This is a genomic window from Blastococcus sp. SYSU DS0828 (assembly GCF_054050975.1).
In genome coordinates this window covers 91,013-112,428 of record NZ_JBJHAK010000009.1, presented here as the reverse complement: position 1 = coordinate 112,428, position 21,416 = coordinate 91,013, and the positions used below count along the sequence as shown (strand labels likewise).

Here is a 21,416-nt window from a genome sequence, read left to right as displayed (position 1 = left end):
TTCGATCTCCGTCGATCGCGATCGGGGTGAGCCTCTCACGCTGACCGGCGTCCGGAGGGCCCCACGTAGAGTGGCCCGGTCACGCCCCGGGCCGAGAGCGGGCCGCCGGGCACCGCCGAAGTGGAGTTCCGCCGCAGCATGAGCACCCCCTCCCCGAAGGGTCGACTGACCCGTGACGAGGTGGCCCACCTGGCACACCTGTCCCGGCTCGCCGTGAGCGACGAAGAGCTGGATCTCTTCGCCGGCCAGCTCGCCGCCGTGCTGGACGCCGTGGCGCAGGTCGGCAAGGCCGACGTCGCCGAGGTCGCCCCGACCACGCACGCCGTGCCCATGACCAACGTCATGCGCCCCGACGCCGCCCGCCCGAGCCTGCCCCGCGACGTCGTCCTCGCCGGCGCCCCGGCCGCGGAGGACGACCGCTTCCGGGTCCCGCGAATCCTCGGGGAGGAGGCGTGACCATCCCGACCACGAGCGCCGCCGCGCTCAGCGAGGCGCTGCAGGCCGGCGAGGTGAGCGCGGTCGAGGTGACGCGCGCGTACCTCGACCGGATCAGCGACCAGGACGCCGTCATCGGCGCCTACCTGCACGTCGACGCCGAGGCCGCGCTCCAGGCCGCCGGCGAGGTCGACGCCGCCCGCGCCGCCGGGGCCGAGCTCGGCCCGCTGGCCGGCGTTCCTCTCGCCCTCAAGGACGTCGTCGTCACCGAGGGCGTGCCCACCACCAGCGGCTCCAGGATCCTCGAGGGCTGGCGGCCGCCCTACGACGCGACCGTCGCCGCACGGCTGAAGGCCGCCGGCACGGTGCTGCTCGGCAAGACCAACATGGACGAGTTCGCGATGGGCTCGTCCACCGAGAACTCCGCCTACCAGGTCACCCGCAACCCCTGGGACACCGACCGCATCCCGGGTGGCTCCTCGGGTGGCTCCTCGGCCGCGGTCGCCGCGGGGCTGGCCCCGTGGGCCATCGGCACCGACACCGGCGGGTCCATCCGCCAGCCGGCCGCCGTCACCGGGCTGGTCGGCCACAAGCCCACCTACGGCTCGGTCTCCCGCTACGGGCTGATCGCCTTCTCCTCGAGCCTCGACCAGGCCGGCCCCATGACGCGGACGGTGCTGGACGCCGCACTGCTGCACGAGGCCATCGCCGGGCACGACCCGCTGGACTCCACGAGCATCGACGCGCCGGTGCCCGTGCTGGCCGAGGCCGCGCGCCGCGGCGCCCAGGGGGAGCTGGCCGGGCTGAAGGTCGGCGTCGTCCGCGAGCTGGGCGGGGAGGGGCACACCGACGGCTACGAGGACGGCGTCCTCGCTCGCTTCCGCGAGACGGTGGCCCTGCTGGAGAGCATGGGCGCGGAGGTCCGCGAGGTCTCCTGCCCGGCGTTCGACCTCGCCCTGCCGGCGTACTACCTGATCGCGCCCAGCGAGGCGTCGTCCAACCTGGCCCGCTTCGACGGCGTCCGGTACGGCCTGCGGGTCGGTGACGACGGCAGCCGCGACCTCGACGAGGTCATGGCGCTGACCCGCGAGCAGGGCTTCGGCCCGGAGGTGAAGCGCCGGATCATCCTCGGCACCTACGCGCTGTCGGCCGGCTACTACGACGCCTACTACGGGCAGGCGCAGAAGGTGCGCACCCTGATCACGCGGGACTTCACCACCGCGTGGGACGACGTCGACGTGCTGGTCAGCCCGACCAGCCCCACCGTCGCGTGGTCGCTGGGTGACCGCGTCGACGACCCGATCGCCATGTACGCCGCCGACCTGTGCACGCTGCCGGCCAGCCTCGCGGGCATCCCGGCCATCTCGGTGCCGTGCGGGCTCTCCGAGGGCCTGCCGGTCGGCTTCCAGGTCATGGCGCCTGCCCTGGCCGACGACCGCTGCTACCGCGTGGCGGCCGCGCTGGAGGCGGCGCAGGACGCGGCCCGCGGCCACGCGCTGCTGGACGCGATCGGCGGCGCGGCGTGAACGGCCCGCTCAAGGCCGCCTGGGCCCTCACCGCCTTCGTCGTCCTCGCCGGGATCGTCGGCTGGGCCGTCACCGGCCGGGCCGTCTTCGCCGTCTTCCTGGTCCTCGGCGTGCTGACCGCCGTCGGCGCCGTGGTGACCGGCCGCCAGCAGCAGGGCCCTGCCGCCCCGAAGGAGAACGACCCCTCATGAGCGACACCCTGGTCGGCTTCGACGAGGTCCTGACCCGCTACGAGCCGGTCATCGGTCTGGAGACGCACGTCGAGCTGGGCACCGCGTCGAAGATGTTCTGCGGCTGCTCCACCACGTTCGGCGCCGAGCCCAACACGCAGACCTGCCCGGTCTGCCTGGGGCTGCCCGGCTCCCTGCCGGTGGTGAACGCTGCCGCCATCGAGTCGACGATCCGCATCGGCCTGGCGCTGGGCTGCCGGATCGCGGGCTGGTCGCGCTTCGCCCGGAAGAACTACTTCTACCCGGACATCCCCAAGGGCTTCCAGACCAGCCAGTACGACGAGCCGCTGTGCACCGCCGGGCACCTGGACGTCGAGGTCGACGGCGAGACCTACCGCGTCGAGATCGAGCGGGTGCACATCGAGGAGGACACCGGCAAGAACCTGCACGTCGGTGGCGCCACCGGGCGCATCCACGGCGCCGACCACTCGCTGGTCGACTACAACCGCGCCGGCATCCCGCTGGTCGAGATCGTCACCCGACCGATCCCGGGGACCGGCGCCAAGGCGCCCGAGGTGGCCCGGGCCTACGTCACCGAACTGCGCGAGATCCTGCTGACCCTCGGCGTCTCCGAGGTGCGCATGGAGCAGGGCAACCTGCGCTGCGACGTCAACACCTCGCTGGCGCCGATCGGCGGCCTCGAGTGGGGCACGCGCACCGAGACCAAGAACGTGAACTCGCTGCGCTCGGTCGAGCGGGCCGTCCGCTACGAGATGCGCCGCCAGGCCGCCGTCCTCGACGCCGGCGGGCGCATCGTGCAGGAGACCCGGCACTTCCACGAGGACACCGGGAGCACCTCGGAGGGCCGCAGCAAGGAGGAGGCCACCGACTACCGGTACTTCCCCGAGCCCGACCTCGTCCCGCTCGCCCCGGACGAGGAGTGGATCGAGGGCCTGCGCGCCGCGCTGCCCGAGCTCCCCGCCGCCCGCCGGACCCGGCTGCAGCAGGAGTGGGGCCTGTCGGCCACCGAGATGGCGTGGATCGCCAACGCGGGGGCCGTCGACCTGGTCGCCGAGACCGTCGCGGCCGGTGCCTCGCCCGCCGACGCCCGCAAGTGGTGGCTGGGCGAGCTGGCCCGCCGGGCCAACGACGCCGGCGTCGAGCTCACCGAGCTGCCGGTCACGCCGCGACAGGTCGCGGAGCTGGCGGGCCTGGTGCAGGCCGGGACGGTCAACGACCAGCTCGCCCGCCAGGCGCTCGACGGCGTGCTGGCCGGTGAGGGCGACCCGGCGGCGGTCGTGGAGTCCCGCGGCCTCGCGGTGCTGGGTGAGTCCGACGAGCTGGTCGCCGCGGTGGAGGCCGCCATCGAGGGCAACCCCGACGTCGCCGAGAAGGTGCGCGGCGGCAAGGTGCAGGCGATCGGGGCTCTGGTGGGTGCGGTCATGAAGACCACCCGCGGCAAGGCCGACGCCGCCACCGTCAAGCGGATGCTCGAGGAGCGGCTCGTCTCGTCCTAGCCTCTGCGGCGTGGAGCTGCCCGAGGTGGTGCTGCGGCCGCTGCGGCGGTCGGACCTCCCACTGCTGGCCCGATGGCTCGCCGAGCCTCTCGTGGCGCGGTGGTGGGACGACGACCCCGCAGCGGTGGAGGCGCAGTACGGGCCCAGCATCGACGGCATCGACGCCACCTCGGTGTACCTCGGCGTGCACGACGGCGAACCGTTCGGTCTGGTGCAGGTCTACCGCTTCGACGACGAGCCGGAGTCCCTCGCCGAGCTCAGCGCGGTGTGCCCCGTGCCGCCGGGGGCGCTGAGCATCGACTACCTGGTGGGGGAGCCGTCGGCCCGCGGCCGGGGGCTCGGTGCCGCGCTGATCGCGGCGGCCGTGGCGCGCGGCTTCGCCGACCACCCCGACGCACACGACGTCCTGGTGCCGGTGGTGGCGGCCAACGAGGCCTCCTGGCGGGCGCTGCGGCGGGCGGGCGCGACCTGGTACGCGGAGGGGGAGCTGACCCCGGACAACCCGATCGACTCCCGGCTGCACGTCGTCCACCGGTTCGTGCGCTGATCCCTACAGCGGCGAATTCGGCTGGCCGCCGGGGGGACGGATCCGCAGCACCTTGTCGTCGTCGTCGGCGGGGGTGCCGAGGCCGTCGCGGTTGGACGTCGTCACCCAGAGCGCGCCCTCGGGGTCGAGGACGACGGTGCGCAGCCGGCCGTAGCTGCCGACGAGCACCTCGTCGGCGGCCCCCTCGACCGGGACGCCGTTCTCGTCGAGCGTGATCACGTGCACCCGCTGCCCGTCGAGCGCGCCCAGGAACACCGTGCCGTTCGCCGCCGCGCAGCCGCCGAGACCGCCCTCCTCGGCCGGGATCGGCAGCAGGAGCGTGCCGACGCCCCCCTCCTGGACGACGTCGACCTCGTCGGGGCCCTGCCGTGACTCGTCGGTGGCGTAGAGCCGCTCGCCGTCCTGGCAGAGTGCCGTCACGTCGCGGTACCCCCGGCTGTGCACCGGGCTGCTCCCACCGACCGCGCGCCCGAAGACGTCGATGCGCAGCACCTTGCCGGCCAGCGAGTCCGGGTCGGCGGCGAGCGCCGGGTCCCCGGCGTCCCCGGTGCCGACGTAGAGGTGGCCGTCGGCTCCGGTGAGCAGGCCGCCGCCGTTGCCCGTCTCACCGCGCGGGATGCCGGTCAGCACCGGGTTCGGCGTCCCGCCGACGGGGAACCGCACGACGCGGTTGTCGGTCGCGGTGGTGACGTAGGCGAACAGCAGCCCGTCCTCCGCGAAGGTGGGGGAGAGGGCGAGGCCCAGGAGCCCGCCGTCACCACTGGTGTCCAGCTCCGGAACGGTCATGAGCTCCCGCGCCGGCGACCGGTCGGGGAAGACCTGCAGCAGGCGGCCGGTGTCCCGCTCGCCCACGATCGCCGACCCGTCGGGCAGCACGACCAGTCCCGTGGGCACGCTGAGCCCGGTGGCGACGACGTTGGGGTCGCCGACCTCCTCGCCCGAGCCCGGCTGGGCGGGGTCCGCCGGCGGCGGCAGGGTTGCCGGGGGCGGACCCACCTGGGGCGGGGGGGCTTCCGGCAGCGGCCGGAACGGGCCGGCGGGCTCGTAGCCGCCCCCGCCGCAGCCGGCCAGCAGCACTCCGGCGAGGAGTGCGGTGACCACCCGCGGCGCGCTCCGCGCCCTCCTCGGTCTCACCGGGCCCAGGGTACGTGCGGCGGATGCGCTGTCGGCGTGCGCGCGTGCGACCGGGGCTGGCTAGCGTGAGGCGGTGACGACGCTCGAGCTGACGGCCGACGAGACGCTGCACGTGCTGGTGCCCTCCCGGCGCCTGGCGGAGGTGGTGGAGGCGCTGTCGCCGCGGGTGCGGGCGCACCGGGTGGCGCCGGCGGACGGCCCGCCCCGCGGCGAGCCCGCGCAGGCCCAGGTCTGGGTGGCCGGCGGTGGCTCCGCGCCGCCGCCGGACGGCTTCCTCGACGCGTTGCCGCGGCTGCGGCTGGTGCAGCTGACCAGCGCCGGGGCGGAGGGGTTCGCCGGGCGCATGCCCGAGGGCGTCGTGCTCTGCAACGCCCGGGGCGCGCACACCCCGGCGACCGCCGAATGGGTCGTGGCGGCGACTCTCGCTGCCCAGCGCGGGCTGCCGTTCTTCGTCCGTGAGCAGGAGGCCGGACGGTGGTCGTTCGCCACGCACCGGTCACTGGTCGGCGCGCGGGTGCTGGTCGTCGGCGCCGGCGACATCGCGATCACGGTGGGCCGGATGCTCGCCGGCTTCGACGTGCGGCTGACCTACGTGGCCCGCCGCCCGCGCGAGGGCGTGCGCACGGTGGCCGAGCTGCCGGAGCTGCTGCCCGCAGCCGACGTCGTCGTGCTGCTCGTCCCCCTGACCCCGGAGACCACCGGGCTGGTCGACGCGCGCTTCCTGGCCGCCATGCCCGACGGTGCCCTGCTGGTGAACGCGGCGCGCGGGCCGGTCGTGGACACGGGGGCCCTGCTGGCCGAGCTCTCGTCCGGGCGACTGCGCGCGGCCCTCGACGTCACCGATCCCGAGCCGCTCCCGGAGGGCCACCCGCTGTGGGATGCGGCGAACCTGCTGCTCACCCCGCACGTCGGCGGGGAGGTGCCGGCGACCCGTGAGCGGGCCACGGCGGCGGTCACCGAGCAGATCGGCCGGATCCTCGCGGGTCGGCCGCTGGCCAACGTCGTCGGCGACTACTGACCCACGGGGCGGGCGGAAGGATCGTCGAGGCGCCCGCCCGAGGCAGCGGCCAGGCGGGGCAGGTCACGCACCCGCAGCACCGGCAGCCGCACCTCGGTCGACCTCGTCGTCACCAGCCACAGCTCCCCCCGCCGGCCGAGACGGATGCCCGCCAGCTCGGGCCAGGGCACGGTCCGGGATCCCACGAGCGAGCGTGCGGTGATGCCGCGGTCGTCGACGTCGACGCCGGTCCGCAGGACCCAGGCGGCCACGGCCACCGGGACCAGCAGCAGCAGGAGGGTCCACGGGCTCACGAGGGCGGTGGGGAGGATGCCGAGGGCCAGCAGGATCACGGGCAGCAGCGCGCTCCGGTTCATCCGGAAGCGGGCAGGAGGGGTCACGGAGGGCGATCCTCCCACCCGCGCCCCCCGGTCGGTCCGGCGACGGGCCTACCATCGCCGCTCGTGACGATCGGCGAGGACCTCATCCCCGGAAACGAGCCAGCGAGCGCGACGCACAGCCCGCTCAAGCCCCGCAGCTACGAGGTGACCGACGGGCTGGCGAAGGCCCCGGCGCGGGCGATGCTGCGTGCGGTCGGGATGGGGGACGACGACTTCGCCAAGCCGCAGATCGGCGTCGCGTCCTCCTGGAACGAGATCACCCCGTGCAACCTGTCGCTGGACCGGCTGGCCAAGCGGGCCAAGGAGGGGGTGCACGCCGCCGGCGGCTTCCCGCTGGAGTTCGGCACCATCTCGGTCTCCGACGGCATCTCCATGGGCCACGAGGGCATGCGCGCCTCGCTGGTGTCCCGCGAGGTCATCGCCGACTCGGTCGAGACCGTCATGTTCGCCGAGCGGCTGGACGGCTCGGTGCTGCTGGCCGGCTGCGACAAGTCCCTGCCGGGCATGCTCATGGCCGCCGCGCGCCTGGACCTGGCCAGCGTCTTCCTCTACTCGGGCTCCACGATGCCGGGCAAGCTCGGTGACCGGGACCTGACGATCATCGACGTCTTCGAGGGCGTCGGGGCCTGCGCCCGCGGGCTGATCACCCAGGACGAGCTCGACGCGATCGAGCGCGCCGCCTGCCCCGGCCAGGGCTCGTGCGGGGGCATGTACACCGCCAACACGATGGCCAGCGTCGCCGAGGCCCTGGGCATGGCGCTGCCCGGCAGCGCCGCCCCGCCGGCCCCCGACAACCGGCGCGACGCGTACGCGGTCGCCTCCGGTGAGGCGGTGGTCAACCTGCTGCGCAAGGGCATCACCGCGCGCCAGATCATGACGAAGAAGGCGTTCGAGAACGCGATCACCGTGGTCATGGCGCTCGGCGGCTCGACCAACGCCGTCCTGCACCTCATGGCGATCGCGCACGAGGCGCAGGTGGACCTCGAGCTCGAGGACTTCAACCGGATCGGCGACCGCACCCCGCTCCTGGCCGACGTCAAGCCCTTCGGCCGGTTCGTCATGACCGACGTCGACCGCGTCGGCGGGGTCCCGGTGGTCCTGCGCGCCCTCCTGGACGCCGGTCTGCTGCACGGCGACGTGCTCACCGTCACCGGGAAGACGATGGCCGAGAACCTGGCCGACATCGCCCCGCCGGACCCCGACGGCGCGATCATCCACGCGATGAACGACCCGATCCACGCGACCGGTGGGCTCTCGGTGCTCCGCGGTTCGCTGGCCCCCGAGGGCGGGGTCGTGAAGTCGGCCGGCTTCGACGCCGACGTGTTCGAGGGCACCGCCCGCGTGTTCGACGGCGAGCAGGGGGCCATGGACGCCGTCACCGAGGGCACGCTGCAGGCCGGCGACGTCGTCGTCATCCGCTACGAGGGGCCGCGGGGCGGCCCGGGCATGCGCGAGATGCTCGCGGTCACCGGCGCGATCAAGGGCGCGGGACTCGGCAAGGACGTCCTGCTGCTCACCGACGGCCGGTTCTCCGGCGGCACCACCGGCCTGTGCATCGGCCACGTCGCCCCGGAGGCGACCGACGGGGGCCCGATCGCCTTCGTGCGCGACGGCGACCGCATCCGGCTGGATCTGACGACCCGCACGCTGGACCTGCTGGTCGACGCCGACGAGCTGGCCCGCCGGGCCGAGGGCTGGGAGCCGCTGCCGCCGCGCTACACCACCGGCGTGCTCGGCAAGTACGCCAAGCTCGTCGGTTCGGCCGCCCAGGGCGCCATCTGCGGCTGACCCCCCTTGGGGTGACCCCGGGACGGTGGCGGCTCCACCGCCCCGGGGTCCTTGCCGACCACAGGGTCGTGGACTCCGACGCGCGGCGACGGGACGGCGGTGCGCCGTCGGTGCCCGAGCCGTTCGCGGCGCTCCCGTTCGCCGCGCCGCTGCGCACCTGCCCGATCGGCCTGCTGCCGTCGGCCGCGTCCGCGCGAGAGCGGCGGGAGTCGGTGCTCCTCTACGTCGCGCTCGCCGTGCTGGCGCTGTGCGGCGGTATCGCCCGGCCCGGCCTGGGTGCGGGCGCCGAACGCCTGCTGACCGTCCTCCTCGCGGGCGCAGCACTCGCCACCGCCCTCGTCGTCCAGAGGCACGCGGCCCGGCTGGACCCCGCCGCCCGCCGGCCGTGGCAGGCGGTGGCGGCGGCCGGCGTGCTGCTGGCCGCCGGCCGCCTCCTCGGCACCGTGGACGGCGCGCTGGTCCACCTCCCGCAGGTGCTCGCGCTGCCGCTCGGCCTCGCGGCCTGCTTCCTGCTGCTGCCGCGCCGGAGCGGGCGCGCCGGCGTGCGGGAGCTGCTCGACGGCGCCATCGTGCTGGTCGCGGTCGTGCTCCTCACCGGGCTCGTGCTCTCCCGGTCGGGCGTCCGCGGCGGCGGCGTCACCGGCGTGCTGCAGAACATGGGGTACCCCGCCGCGGGTGCGCTGCTGTGCGCGGTGGCGCTCGTGGTCGTCACCCGCGCGCCCGCGTCCCGCCGGCGCCCGGCGGTGTGGCTGCTGGTCGCGGCGGTGGGGACGGCGGTCCTCGGGGTCGCGCCCGCCTTGGCCCATGTGCTGGGGGAGCGGCCCGCGGACCTGCTCGTCAGCATCGCCTGGTCGGGGATGCTCGCCGCCGGCGTCCGCGCCGTGGACACCGACCCCGGGCAGCTCCCCGCGCAGGGCAGGGATGCCGACGGCCTGCCGCTGTTCGGCCTGGCCGTCAGCCACGCGACGGCCTACGGGGTCGCCGGCGTGGTCATCGTGGTGCTGACCGCCGGGCACGTGTTCACCCGGCTCGAGCAGGTGGCGATCGGGGTGCTCGTCGTCTGCACCTCGATCCGCAGCCTGCTGTGGGTCCTCGACGGTGGCCGGCTCACCCGCCGGCTGCTGCAGACCGAGGCCTACTTCCGCGCGCTGGCCGCCAGCGCCGAGGACGTCACCGTGGTGCTGGACGGCGGCGGCCGGGTCCGCTGGGTCTCCGGCGCGGCCGACGGTCAGCTCGGGTGGCCCGAGCGGGAGCTCACCGGTCGCCTGCTGGCCGACCTGGTCCACCCCGACGACCACGTGGTGCTCGAGGAGGTGCTCGCCGGACGGGTGCCGGCGGACCCCGCCGCACTGCCGCCGACCGTGCGGCTGCGCACCCGCGGCGGGGACCGGCGCGACGTCGAGCTCGCCGGCGCCGCGCGGGCCGGGGTGCCGGGGACCGGGCTGCGGGAGGGCCTGGTCCTCCACCTGCGCGACGTCACCGCTCGCCGGACCACCCAGCGGGAGCTGGAGCGCATGGCCTACACCGACTACCTGACCGGGCTGCCCAACCGCGCCCGGTTCCTCGCCGCCCTGGAGGACGCGCGGCTACGCGCCGCGGAGGGGCACGCGGGCTGCGTGCTGCTGGTCGACCTCGACGGCTTCAAGGCCGTCAACGACGTCGCCGGGCACGAGGCCGGCGACCAGCTGCTCGTCCAGGTGGCCGACCAGCTGCGCGACGGCGCCCGCGCGCAGGACCTCGTCGCCCGCCTCGGCGGGGACGAGTTCGCGCTGCTGGTGCCCGGGGGGCTCGGAGAGGCGACCGGGCTCGCCGAGCGGCTGGTCGTGGCGCTGGACCGACCGTTCCGTGCGCCGTCGGCCGACGGGCAGGGCAGCGGCCCGCGGTTCGCCGTCTCGGGGAGCATCGGCCTGGCCGAGCTCGATCCCGTCGCCGACGCGTCGGACACCGTCCGGCAGGCCGATCTCGCCCTGCGGGCGGCCAAGGCCGCGGGCAAGCGCTGCGTGCGCTCCTCGGGCGAGGCGATCGACGCGGCGCTGGTCCGCCGCACCCGGCTGGCCCGGGACCTGCCCACGGCGCTCGCCGAGGGCCAGCTGCGCGTGCTGTACCAGCCCGTCGTCGGAGTGCACGACCGCCGGGTGCTCGGGCTGGAGGCACTCGTGCGCTGGGAGCACCCGCTCCTGGGCACCGTGCCGCCGGACGAGTTCATCCCGCTGGCCGAGGAGGACGGGCTGATCGTGCCGCTCCAGCGCTGGGTGCTCGGGGTGGCGACGGAGCACGCGGCCGTGCTCCTGGCCGACGGCTGGGACGTGCAGATGGGCGTGAACGTCTCGGTGCGCCACCTGCAGGCCGGCTGCCTGGCGCCGGACGTGGCCGCGGCGCTGACCGCCGCTCAGCTGCCCGCGGGCAAGCTGGTCCTGGAGATCACCGAGTCCGTGCTGCTGGACGTGCACGAAGGGGTGCTCGGCGACCTCGAGACGCTCCGCGGCATGGGCGTCGTCCTCTCGCTGGACGACTTCGGGCGGGGGTGGTCCTCGCTGGCCTACCTGGCGCGGTTGCCGGTGCAGATCCTGAAGATGGACCGCGAGTTCGTGGCCGGCATCGAGACCGGTCCCCGGGGGCGCGCGCTCGTCGCCGCCGTCGTGGAGCTCGGCCGCACGCTCGGCATGGACGTCGTCGCGGAGGGCGTGGAGACCGAGGCGCAGATGGCCCACCTGCAGGCCATGGACTGCCGCTACCTGCAGGGCTACCTCTTCGGGCGGCCGATGCCGTTCGCGGAACTGCGGGCGCTGCTCGCCTCGTTCGACGACTCCATCCTCGACGCGGCCGAGCCGGGACCGCCGAATCTGGACGCCGGTGTCCACCTGGTGGGACGCGGCGGTTGACGCAGGGGCGTCGGCAGGCGCACAGTGTCCCCGTGCCTCGCACCCTCATGCTCGCCGACGCCCGCACCCTCGGCGTCCTCGTACTCGCCTAGCGCGTCCGGTCACCGACCGACGCGCTGACCCTTCGTGCCCGGGGCACGAGGGGTTTTTTGTTGGCCGTGATCCGCCGCACAGCGAGCACGCCGCCCGTCGCACCAGCCCGCACCACGCCGCAAGGCACAGGAGATCCGCGCGATGACCAGCACCCCGAACGAGGCCCCCCACTCCGAGGCCGCCACCCGCGAGGCCGCCGCCGCGCTGACCGGCGTCGAGACCACGGCCCGCTCCGTGGCCGAGGCCGCCGCCCAGCCGGCCACCGGCATCACCGGCGCGCAGAGCCTCGTCCGGTCCCTCGAGGCGGTCGGCGTCGACGTCGTCTTCGGCATCCCCGGCGGGGCGATCCTCCCGGCGTACGACCCGCTGTTCGACTCGCACGTCCACCACGTCCTCGTCCGGCACGAGCAGGGCGCCGGGCACGCGGCCACCGGGTACGCCCAGGCCACCGGCCGGGTCGGCGTCTGCATGGCCACCTCCGGCCCCGGCGCCACCAACCTGGTGACCCCGCTCGCCGACGCCTACATGGACTCGGTCCCGATCGTGGCGATCACCGGCCAGGTCCCGAGCGCGGCCATCGGCACCGACGCCTTCCAGGAGGCGGACATCCGCGGCATCACGATGCCGGTGACCAAGCACAACTTCCTGGTGACGACGGCGGAGGAGATCCCGCAGCGCATCGCCGAGGCGTTCCACCTCGCCTCCACCGGCCGCCCCGGCCCCGTCCTGGTCGACATCCCCAAGGACGTCCTGCAGGCGACCACCGACTTCACCTGGCCGCCCCGGCTCGACCTCCCGGGCTACAAGCCGACGACGCGCCCGCACGGCAAGCAGGTCCGCGAGGCGGCCGGCCTGATCGCCGGCGCCCGTCGCCCGGTCCTCTACGTCGGCGGCGGGGTGCTCAAGGCGCAGGCGACCGCGGAGCTGGCCGAGCTGGCCGAGCTGACCGGCGCCCCCGTCGTCACCACCCTGATGGCCCGGGGGGCGTTCCCCGACAGCAGCCCCCAGCACCTGGGCATGCCGGGCATGCACGGCACGGTCGCGGCGGTGACCGCCCTGCAGAAGTCCGACGTGATCGTGGCGCTCGGGGCGCGGTTCGACGACCGGGTGACCGGCGAGCTCTCCAGCTTCGCGCCCGGCGCCCTGGTCGTCCACGCAGACATCGACCCCGCCGAGATCGGCAAGAACCGCAAGGCCGACGTGCCGATCGTGGGCGACGCCAAGGAGACCATCGCGCAGCTGGTCGAGGCCTTGCGCGCCGAGCACGCGGCCGGCCGCACGCCGGACCTGGCGGCGTGGTGGGCGCAGCTCGACGACTGGCGCGAGCGCTACCCGCTCGGCTACGACTGGCCCGAGGACGGCGCGCTGTCGCCGCAGTACGTCATCGAGCGGCTGGGTGCGATCGCCGGTCCGGACGCGATCTACACCTCCGGCGTCGGCCAGCACCAGATGTGGGCGGCCCAGTTCATCAGCTACGAGAAGCCGGGCACGTGGCTCAACAGCGGCGGCCTCGGGACCATGGGCTACGCCGTCCCGGCGGCGATGGGCGCCAAGTACGGCTGCCCCGACACGACCGTGTGGGCCATCGACGGCGACGGCTGCTTCCAGATGACCAACCAGGAGCTCGCCACCTGCGCCATCGAGGGCATCCCGGTGAAGGTCGCCGTCATCAACAACGGCAACCTCGGCATGGTCCGGCAGTGGCAGACCCTGTTCTACGAGGGTCGCTACTCCAACACGAGGCTGCACGCGCGCAACCCCGACGGCACCCCCAAGCCGGTGCGCATCCCCGACTTCGTCGCCCTGGCGGAGGCGCTGGGCTGCGTCGGGCTGCGGTGCGAGAGCAAGGACGACGTCGACGCCGTCATCGAGAAGGCCATGGCCATCAACGACGCGCCGGTGGTCATCGACTTCGTCGTCGGGGCCGACGCCCAGGTGTGGCCGATGGTCGCCGCCGGCGCCAGCAACGACGCGATCCTGGCCGCGCGCGACCTGCGCCCGGTCTTCGGCGACGGCCAGGTCTGAGGAGCGCACCCATGTCCCGTCACACACTGTCGGTCCTCGTCGAGAACAAGTCGGGTGTGCTGGCCCGCGTCTCGGCGCTGTTCAGCCGTCGCGGCTTCAACATCGAGTCCCTCGCCGTCGGGCCGACCGAGAACCCCGACCTGTCCCGCATGACGATCGTCGTGGACGCGGAGAGCCAGCCGCTCGAGCAGATCACCAAGCAGCTGAACAAGCTGATCGAGATCATCAAGATCGTCGAGCTGGACGGCGAGGCCGCCGTGCAGCGCGAGCTGCTGCTCGTGAAGGTGCGCGCGCCGATGGCCGAGCGCACCCAGGTGCTGCAGACCGCCGAGCTGTTCCGCGCCCGCGTCGTCGACGTCAACCCCGACACGGTGACCCTCGAGGCCACCGGGACGCCCGACAAGCTCCAGGCCCTGCTGGCCGTGCTCGCCCCCCTCGGGATCAAGGAGATGGCCCAGTCGGGGACCGTCGCCCTGGGCCGGGGGCCGCGGGCGATGTCCGGCGCCGGTACCTTGCGCCCGGTCGAGCGCACCGCCTGAGCAAGGACCCCGTCGCCCCCCACGACGCGCTCCGCACGCCGCGGGCCCCTGCGACGGGGCCGTTCCAGCACGTCACCTACCGAAGGGAACAACCACCAGCATGGCCGCCGAGATCTTCTACGACGACGACGCCGACCTCTCGATCATCCAGGGGCGGACCGTCGCCGTCCTGGGCTACGGCAGCCAGGGGCACGCCCACGCGCTGTCGCTGCGCGACTCCGGCGTCGACGTCCGCGTCGGCCTGCCCGAGGGGTCCAAGAGCCGGGCGAAGGCCGAGGCCGAGGGGCTGCGGGTGGTCACGCCCGCCGAGGCGGCCGCCGAGGCCGACCTGATCATGATCCTGGCGCCGGACCACGTGCAGCGGCACCTCTACGCCGAGTCGGTGGAGCCCAACCTGCAGGACGGCGACGCGCTGTTCTTCGGCCACGGCTTCAACATCCGGTTCGGGTACATCAAGCCCCCGGCCGGTGTCGACGTCGCGATGGTCGCCCCGAAGGGCCCCGGCCACCTGGTGCGCCGCGAGTTCGAGAACGGCAAGGGCGTGCCCTGCCTGATCGCCGTGGAACAGGACGCCAGCGGCAGCGCGCAGGCGCTCGCGCTCTCGTACGCGAAGGGGATCGGGGGCACCCGCGCCGGCGTCATCAAGACCACCTTCGCCGAGGAGACCGAGACCGACCTGTTCGGTGAGCAGGCCGTCCTGTGCGGTGGCGCCAGCGCGCTGATCACCGCCGGGTTCGAGACGCTGACCGAGGCCGGCTACCAGCCGGAGGTCGCCTACTTCGAGTGCCTGCACGAGCTGAAGCTGATCGTCGACCTCATGTACGAGGGCGGCATCGCCAAGCAGCGCTGGTCGGTGTCCGACACCGCCGAGTACGGCGACTACACCTCCGGGCCCAAGGTCATCGACGCCCGGGTCAAGGAGTCGATGAAGGAGGTCCTCGGCGCGATCAAGGACGGCTCCTGGGCCGCGGCCTTCATCGCCGACCAGGACGCCGGCGCGCCCGACTTCAAGGCCAAGCGGGCCGCCGCCGAGGCGCACCCGATCGAGGAGACCGGGCGCAAGCTGCGTGGGCTGATGAGCTGGGTCTCGGCGTCCGACGACTACACCGGTACGGCCGCCCGCAACTGATCCGGGCCGCACGACGACCACGGCCCCCGCTGCGCACGCAGCGGGGGCCGTCTCGCGTGGGGTGGGGACTCAGACGGACTGGCCCCGGGCCGCGAAGTACTGCTGGGACTGGCCGCTGCGCAGCAGCACGACGATGAGGACCGGCAGCACGAAGCCGAGCAGCCCGGTGAAGATGAAGCCCTCCTCCTGCACCAGGCTCCAGAGCAGGTACAGCAGCTGCAGGCCGATCGACGCGTAGCTGCCGAGGAGGAGCAGCTTCGGGTCCTGGCCACGCAGCACCTGGATGCCGCCGATCAGCAGGACGACGGCGGCCGCGAACGACAGCAGCGCCAGGATGCCCAGCAGGGCGTCGACCTCGAAGACCGCACCGATCGCGAAGAGGGTCAGCAGTCCGCCGAGGGTCCCGAGCCCGCCGATGACCACCCCGATGACGGCGGCCGCCGTCACCTGACCCGGGCGCTGGCCGGCGGGCGCCTGCCCGTAGCCGGCCGGGGCGGCGGGGTAGCCACCGGGCTGCTGGCCGTACCCCTGGCCGTACCCCTGGCCGTAGCCCTGGCCCTGACCGTAGCCCTGGCCGGGCTGCTGGCCGGGCGGCGGGCCCCAGCCGGGCTGCCCCTGCGGCGACCCTCCCTGCGGGTGGTCGGGCTCGGAACCGGGCGTGGGGCCGGACATCGCAGCTACCTCCTGCTCGAGGGATCCGTCGGGGCCGACGGACGCGGGTTGTAGCAATCCTCACACCTGCAGGGGGGCCTGGCAGACCGGAACGGGCCGTTCCGGCCGGAAGCACCCGGTTCAGTGACCGGTACGCCGGTAGCGGTGCGCGGCGAAGAACTGCGTGGCCGGCTTCATGGCCAGCAGGACGACGATCGCCAGGGCAGCCAGGAAGAAGATCAGGTTCACCACGACATCGCCGGCGGTGCCGTCGGCCAGGGTGCCGAGCAGGCCGATGGTGGTGAAGGCCAGGGCGATCGAACCGCCGACCAGCAGCGGCACCCGGCTGCGACCGGTGAGGGCCCAGACCGCCCCCCAGATCATGACGACGGTCCAGGCCAGGGCCAGCACACCGAAGCCGATCAGCACGCCCCCGACGGCACCGGTCACCGCCCCGAAGCCGGGGATCTCCTCGTCCAGCCCGCCGCCGGCGCCGCTGGCGGCCGCGCCCACGACGAAGAGGAAGAAGGTGACCAGCAGCCCGATGGCGCCGTAGACGAAACCGAGCACGGCCGCGGTGATCACGCCGGCCGGCTTGGCGGGGACGCCGGGAGCGCCGTACGGGCCGTACGGCTGCGGGTACTGCTGACCGTAGGGGGCCGGCGTGCCGTACCCCGGCTGGCCGTAGGGGCTCTGCCCGAACTGCTGCTCCCCGTACTGCTGCTGCCCGTACTGGGGCTGCCCGTACTGGGGCTGGCCGTAGGGGCTCTGCCCGTACTGGTGCTGCCCGTACTGGGGTTGCCCGTACTGCTGCTGCCCGTACTGGCCCTGCCCGTGTTGCTGCTGACCGTGCTGGGGCTGCCCGTGCTGCTGCTGCCCGTACGGGGGCTGGCCGTGGTCCTGCCCGTTCCCAGGAGCGGAGGACTGGGGATCGTTTCGACCCTGGTCGTCGGACTGGCTCACTGTTCTCCTCCGTCGGGGCCGGCCCGCGCCGGCTTCGGTGCCCAGGATGTCGGTGCGCCCACACGGGGGCAAGGACCCGGCGGGGTGGGGCCACGCGCGGCCCGGCCCGCCGAACACCCCACCCCCTGACCTAGGGTCCCTTCCCATGCGCCTGGCAGTGATCCCCGGAGACGGCATCGGACCCGAGGTCGTGGCGGAGGGACTCAAGGTCCTCCGCGCGGTCGCCCCCGACCTGGAGACGACCCCCTACGACCTGGGTGCCGCGCGGTGGCAGCGGACGGGGGAGCTGCTGCCCGACACGGTGCTCGACGAGCTGCGCCGGCACGACGCGATCCTGCTCGGTGCCATCGGTGACCCGAGCGTGCCCCCGGGCATCCTCGAGCGCGGGCTCCTGCTGCGGCTGCGCTTCGAGCTGGACCACCACGTCAACCTGCGCCCGGCGAAGCTGTTCGACGGTGTGCGCAGCCCGCTGGTCGAGCCCGGCCCGATCGACATGCTGTGCGTCCGCGAGGGGACCGAGGGTCCCTACGTCGGCAACGGCGGTGTGCTGCGCAAGGACACCGCGCAGGAGATCGCCACCGAGGTCAGCCTCAACACCGCCTTCGGGGTGGAGCGGGTCGTCCGCTACGCGTTCGAGCGGGCCGTGGCGCGCCCGCGCAAGCACCTGACGCTGATCCACAAGACCAACGTGCTGACCCACGCCGGCGGGCTCTGGTCGCGGATCGTGGAGGAGGTGTCGGTCGAGTTCCCTGAGGTCACCGTCGCCTACCAGCACGTCGACGCCGCGTCGATGTTCTTCATCACCGACCCGGGCCGCTACGACGTCATCGTCACCGACAACCTCTTCGGCGACATCGTCACCGACGTCGCAGCCGCCGTGACCGGGGGCATCGGCCTGGCGGCCAGCGGCAACCTCGACGCCTCGGGGGCCAACCCGAGCATGTTCGAGCCGGTGCACGGCTCCGCCCCCGACATCGCCGGTCAGGGCATCGCGGACCCGACCGCGACCGTGCTCTCGGTCGGGCTGCTGCTGGAGCACCTGGGCCGTACCGAGCAGGCGCGCAAGGTGGACGCCGCCGTCGCCTTCGACCTGTCCACCCGCGACCCGCGGGCGACGATCCGCACGTCCGACGTCGGCGACAGGCTGGCCGCCCTCGCCGGCGGCTGACCTTCCGGCCGGCGCTACGGTCGGGTCGTGGGGGCGCCGGTGGTCGGGCTGGGCGCATGGTGCGACCTGGTGACCGAGGAGGAAGCCCGCCGACGGCTGCTCGCCGGCGCCGAGGGCGACGACGCGCGGGCGGGCGAGCGCGCCACCTCGGGGTGGGGGTACGCGCCGTACGTGCCGGCCCTCGACGAGCCGGTCCTCGATCCGGGCGGCATCTCGTTCCGCGTCGAGGAGTTCGCCGTCCTGGCGGACGGGCGCCGCATCCGGCTGCACGACGAGCGGGGGTTCACGCTCGGCGGCGGTGCGGACCCGTGGCAGGGCCTGACCCTCGCGCACCTGGCCGACGACGTGCGCACGACCGTGCTCCCGGACGACGCGGAGGACACCGGCGACGACCATCCCTGGGAATGGCTGGCCGAGCTGCTGCGCGCCGCGGGTGTCGACGTCGTCGCGGAGGACCTCCGGGGTCTGCCCTACGTCGTCGAGTTCAGCGACCGGCTGCGCGCCCGGGTCCCCGAGCGGGGGTGACGTCTCAGCCCTCCGGAGGCTGCTCGCGCAGCAGGTCGCCGACCGGCACCGGGAGGTGGGCGCGCCCGGTCTCGCCCGGGGCGGGCCACTCCGGGCGCACCGTGCAGCCGGTGGGGGAGGACTCCACCAGCACGACCGGCTGCCAGGTCCAGTCCTCGCCCGGCTCCCCGGCCGCGACGGTGCCGGCGGGGAACGGCTCGGGCAGCCGGGCCCACCACCGCCGGTCCAGTGCGCGCAGCCCCTCGGTGCGCAGCAGCGCCGCGGCGTCGCCGGGGGACCGGGGGCCGGCCAGGGGAGCGCCGGTGAGCAGCACCGGGCGCACCTGGCCGGCGGCGCCGTCGGGTGCCAGCCAGCCCACCAGCTCGCCGTCGACGGGGCGGTGCACGGGGGTCCACTCGGTCGGGATCACCAGGAGTGGGTACCAGCGCAGGCGGTGGCCCGTCGCCCGGTTTCCGGGACGGGGGTGCCGCGCACCGCGCCTCCCGTGCTTTCATGGTCGGCGATGCACACCAGCGGCACGATCATCATCGCCTAGCGCGCAGTCACCTCCCCGACTGCGCGCAGACCTCCCGTACCCGGGGGGTCTTTTTCGTGTTCGGCCCTTGCCATCCCCGGGAGACACCGTGACCACCGAGACCGACTTCCACGTCTTCGACACCACGCTGCGCGACGGCGCCCAGCGGGAGGGGGTCAGCTACTCGGTCGCCGACAAGCTGGCGGTGGCCCGGCTGCTCGACGAGATCGGGGTCGGGTACATCGAGGGTGGCTGGCCGGGTGCCCTCCCCAAGGACACCGAGTTCTTCGCCCGGGCGCGGACCGAGCTGAAGCTCGAGCACGCCCAGCTGGTGGCGTTCGGGTCCACCCGCAAGGCCGGCGTCGCGGTGGCCGACGACCCGCAGGTCCGCGCCCTGCTCGACGCGGAGACGCCGGTGGTCTGCCTGGTGGCGAAGTCCGACGTGCGGCACGTGCGGGAGGCGCTGCGCACCACCCTGGAGGAGAACCTGGCGATGGTGGCCGACACCGTCGCCTTCTTCGTCGCCGCCGGCCGGCGGGTGTTCCTCGACTGCGAGCACTTCTTCGACGGCTACGCCGCCGACCCGGACTACGGGGTGCGCGTGCTGCAGGCGGCGTTCGACGCCGGGGCGGAGGTGGGCGTCCTGTGCGACACGAACGGCGGCATGCTGCCCATGGGGGTGGGGCGTGTGGTCGCCGACGTGGCATCCCGCGTGGACGGCAAGCTGGGCATCCACTGCCAGGACGACACCGGGTGCGCCGTGGCCAACACCCTGGCCGCGGTCGAGGCCGGCGTCACCCACGTGCAGGGGACGGCGAACGGCTACGGGGAGCGGGCCGGCAACGCCGACACGTTCGCGCTGATCGCCAACCTGGTCACCAAGATGGGCATCCCCGCGGTGCCCGCCGAGTGCCTCCCGGAGCTGCAGCGGGTCAGCCACGCGATCGCCGAACTGGCCAACATCGCCCCCGACGACCACCAGCCCTACGTGGGCGCCTCGGCGTTCGCGCACAAGGCGGGGCTGCACGCCAGCGCGATCAAGGTCAGCCCGGAGCTGTACAACCACCTCGACCCCGCGGTGGTCGGCAACGACATGCGCATCCTGGTCACGGAGATGGCCGGCCGGGCGTCGGTCGAGCTGAAAGGGCGCGAGCTGGGCGTGGACCTCTCCGGCCAGTCCGACGCCATCGGCCGGGTCGTGGACCAGGTCAAGGTGCTGGAGGCCGACGGCTGGTCCTTCGAGGCCGCCGACGCCTCCTTCGAGCTGCTGCTGCGCGCCCAGCTGCCGGAGGCGCCGCCGCCCCTGTTCGAGCTGGAGAGCTACCGCACCTCCGTCGAGCACTGGGGCAACGGCGTCGTCGTCAGCGAGGCGACGGTGAAGGTGCACGTCGACGGCGAGCGGATCATCAGCACCGGCGAGGGCAACGGCCCGGTGAACGCCCTGGACAACGCGCTCCGCCAGGCGCTGGTGCACCGCTACCCGCAGCTGGCCGACGTCTCCCTGGCCGACTACAAGGTCCGCATCCTGGGGTGGAAGGGCGGCACGAGCGCCACCACCCGCGTGCTCATCGACACCACCGACGGGGTGGGGGAGTGGACCACCGTCGGCGTCCACGCCAACATCGTGGAGGCGTCGTGGCACGCGCTCGTCGACGCGCTCACCTACGCGGTGATCCGCCGGCCTCAGCCGTAGCGGGCGACGAAGTTCGCCAGCAGCCGGCCGGGCGCGGTCACCACCGCGGGGGTCAGCCGTTCGACGACCGCCTCCACCTCGCTCGGCGCGAAGTAGCCGGCGTGCTGGTAGATGCGCACCCGCTGGACGATCCCCGCCACGTCGAGCTCCGGGTGGAACTGCGTGGCGTAGACGTTCTCCTTCACCTTGAACATCTGCACCGGGCAGGTCTCGGACGAGGCCAGCAGCACCGCGGTCGGTGGGAGGACGCGGCATGCCTCCTTGTGGCCGACGAAGGCCGCGAACCGGTCGGGCACCCCGGCCAGCAGCGGGTCCTCCCGCCCCTCCGGGGTCACCGTCACCTCCACCGCCGACACCGGCTCGCCGAACGCGCGGTCCACGACCCCGCCCTGGTGGGTGCCGAGGGTGCCGATCCCGTAGCAGGCGCCGAAGAACGGCAGGTCCCGGTCGACGATCTCGTCGAGCAGGCCGCCGACCTCGCGCTCCACCCGCACCTGGACGGCCGACTTCTCCTCGTCGGAGGAGTTGAACGGTCCGCCGCCGAGGAAGACGCCCGCGTAGTCGTCGAGATCGATCGCAGGCAGCGGCCCCGTCTCCAAGCGGATCCGGTGCAGGCGCCGAGCAGGCAGCGCGGTGCACCGCAGGAACGAGGCGTACTCCTCGTCGGCTGCCTCGTCCTCCGGGCGGGAGGACAGCAGCAGGAAGGGCCGCACCTGAGG

General features: G+C 74.1%; 19 protein-coding genes and 1 pseudogene. 14 read left to right on the top strand and 6 right to left on the bottom strand.

Annotated elements, in window-relative coordinates; translation table 11 throughout:
- The first annotated feature begins 138 nt into the window (after positions 1–138).
- From gatC to ACI79Q_RS09775, 5 genes are read left to right on the top strand one after another with little or no spacing between them, the layout of a single operon-like run.
- Positions 139–456, top strand: coding sequence for an Asp-tRNA(Asn)/Glu-tRNA(Gln) amidotransferase subunit GatC (gene gatC, locus ACI79Q_RS09795; RefSeq protein WP_456588867.1), 318 nt, complete (start codon positions 139–141; stop codon positions 454–456).
- Positions 453–1,961 carry an Asp-tRNA(Asn)/Glu-tRNA(Gln) amidotransferase subunit GatA gene (gene gatA, locus ACI79Q_RS09790; protein WP_456597980.1) on the top strand — a complete coding sequence of 503 codons (1,509 nt, stop codon included), beginning with the start codon at positions 453–455 and terminating at the stop codon, positions 1,959–1,961. The genes gatC and gatA overlap by 4 nt, the downstream gene beginning before the upstream one ends.
- Complete coding sequence (locus ACI79Q_RS09785) at positions 1,958–2,152, top strand: hypothetical protein (protein WP_456588865.1); 195 nt, start codon at positions 1,958–1,960, stop codon at positions 2,150–2,152. Before gatA ends, ACI79Q_RS09785 begins: the two co-directional genes overlap by 4 nt.
- Entirely contained in the window at positions 2,149–3,648 is a 1,500-nt protein-coding gene (gene gatB, locus ACI79Q_RS09780) for an Asp-tRNA(Asn)/Glu-tRNA(Gln) amidotransferase subunit GatB (RefSeq protein WP_456599666.1), read from the top strand. Before ACI79Q_RS09785 ends, gatB begins: the two co-directional genes overlap by 4 nt.
- Before the next feature lie 10 nt (positions 3,649–3,658).
- Positions 3,659–4,195, top strand: coding sequence for a GNAT family N-acetyltransferase (locus tag ACI79Q_RS09775; RefSeq protein WP_456599667.1), 537 nt, complete (start codon positions 3,659–3,661; stop codon positions 4,193–4,195).
- Positions 4,196–4,198: 3 nt separating this feature from the next.
- On the opposite strand, the gene ACI79Q_RS09770 is transcribed toward ACI79Q_RS09775, so the two are convergent.
- The gene (locus ACI79Q_RS09770; RefSeq protein WP_456588862.1) at positions 4,199–5,329 is read right to left on the bottom strand and encodes a PQQ-dependent sugar dehydrogenase; all 1,131 of its coding nucleotides are present in this window, start codon (positions 5,327–5,329) and stop codon (positions 4,199–4,201) included.
- A 73-nt stretch (positions 5,330–5,402) separates the two neighbouring features.
- On the opposite strand from ACI79Q_RS09770, the gene ACI79Q_RS09765 reads away from it, so the two are divergent.
- Positions 5,403–6,347 (top strand): 2-hydroxyacid dehydrogenase, encoded by a 945-nt coding sequence (locus ACI79Q_RS09765; protein WP_456599668.1) that lies wholly within the window; start codon positions 5,403–5,405, stop codon positions 6,345–6,347.
- Here the strand turns inward: ACI79Q_RS09765 and ACI79Q_RS09760 are convergent.
- Positions 6,341–6,727, bottom strand: coding sequence for a PH domain-containing protein (locus ACI79Q_RS09760; protein ID WP_456588860.1), 387 nt, complete (start codon positions 6,725–6,727; stop codon positions 6,341–6,343). The two genes, ACI79Q_RS09765 and ACI79Q_RS09760, sit on opposite strands and share 7 nt — an antisense overlap.
- A gap of 63 nt (positions 6,728–6,790) precedes the next feature.
- Here ACI79Q_RS09760 and ilvD point away from each other — a divergent pair, with 63 nt between their 5' ends.
- The 5 genes and pseudogenes from ilvD to ilvC form a co-directional block, all read left to right on the top strand.
- Positions 6,791–8,515 (top strand): dihydroxy-acid dehydratase, encoded by a 1,725-nt coding sequence (ilvD, locus tag ACI79Q_RS09755; protein WP_456614617.1) that lies wholly within the window; start codon positions 6,791–6,793, stop codon positions 8,513–8,515.
- Positions 8,516–8,583: 68 nt separating this feature from the next.
- Complete coding sequence (locus ACI79Q_RS09750) at positions 8,584–11,397, top strand: putative bifunctional diguanylate cyclase/phosphodiesterase (RefSeq protein WP_456614616.1); 2,814 nt, start codon at positions 8,584–8,586, stop codon at positions 11,395–11,397.
- Between the two features lie 234 nt (positions 11,398–11,631).
- Complete coding sequence (locus tag ACI79Q_RS09745; RefSeq protein ID WP_456588857.1) at positions 11,632–13,515, top strand: acetolactate synthase large subunit; 1,884 nt, start codon at positions 11,632–11,634, stop codon at positions 13,513–13,515.
- Positions 13,516–13,526: 11 nt separating this feature from the next.
- Complete coding sequence (gene ilvN, locus ACI79Q_RS09740; protein ID WP_091933248.1) at positions 13,527–14,054, top strand: acetolactate synthase small subunit; 528 nt, start codon at positions 13,527–13,529, stop codon at positions 14,052–14,054.
- An 82-nt stretch (positions 14,055–14,136) separates the two neighbouring features.
- Positions 14,137–15,183, top strand: a pseudogene (ilvC, locus tag ACI79Q_RS09735) (ketol-acid reductoisomerase); the annotation flags it as partial.
- Between the two features lie 69 nt (positions 15,184–15,252).
- Here ilvC and ACI79Q_RS09730 read toward each other — a convergent pair.
- Together ACI79Q_RS09730 and ACI79Q_RS09725 are read right to left on the bottom strand one after the other, a co-directional pair.
- Positions 15,253–15,855: a hypothetical protein gene (locus tag ACI79Q_RS09730; protein ID WP_456614615.1), complete on the bottom strand. Its 603-nt coding sequence runs from the start codon at positions 15,853–15,855 to the stop codon at positions 15,253–15,255.
- 120 nt (positions 15,856–15,975) lie between these two features.
- A complete protein-coding gene (locus tag ACI79Q_RS09725; RefSeq protein WP_456614614.1) occupies positions 15,976–16,797 on the bottom strand; it encodes a hypothetical protein in 822 nt (273 codons plus the stop codon).
- Between the two features lie 145 nt (positions 16,798–16,942).
- On the opposite strand from ACI79Q_RS09725, the gene ACI79Q_RS09720 reads away from it, so the two are divergent.
- On the top strand, positions 16,943–17,965 hold the full coding sequence (locus tag ACI79Q_RS09720; RefSeq protein ID WP_456588854.1) for a 3-isopropylmalate dehydrogenase: 1,023 nt from the start codon (positions 16,943–16,945) through the stop codon (positions 17,963–17,965).
- 27 nt (positions 17,966–17,992) lie between these two features.
- Positions 17,993–18,490: a hypothetical protein gene (locus ACI79Q_RS09715; RefSeq protein ID WP_456614613.1), complete on the top strand. Its 498-nt coding sequence runs from the start codon at positions 17,993–17,995 to the stop codon at positions 18,488–18,490.
- A gap of 4 nt (positions 18,491–18,494) precedes the next feature.
- On the opposite strand, the gene ACI79Q_RS09710 is transcribed toward ACI79Q_RS09715, so the two are convergent.
- On the bottom strand, positions 18,495–18,899 hold the full coding sequence (locus ACI79Q_RS09710; protein WP_456614612.1) for a hypothetical protein: 405 nt from the start codon (positions 18,897–18,899) through the stop codon (positions 18,495–18,497).
- 214 nt (positions 18,900–19,113) lie between these two features.
- Here ACI79Q_RS09710 and cimA point away from each other — a divergent pair, with 214 nt between their 5' ends.
- Positions 19,114–20,697, top strand: coding sequence for a citramalate synthase (cimA, locus tag ACI79Q_RS09705; protein ID WP_456588851.1), 1,584 nt, complete (start codon positions 19,114–19,116; stop codon positions 20,695–20,697).
- On the opposite strand, the gene ACI79Q_RS09700 is transcribed toward cimA, so the two are convergent.
- Positions 20,688–21,410, bottom strand: a complete 723-nt coding sequence (locus tag ACI79Q_RS09700) for a glutamine amidotransferase (protein WP_456588850.1) — start codon at positions 21,408–21,410, stop codon at positions 20,688–20,690. The genes cimA and ACI79Q_RS09700 overlap by 10 nt on opposite strands.
- Positions 21,411–21,416 lie beyond the last annotated feature (6 nt).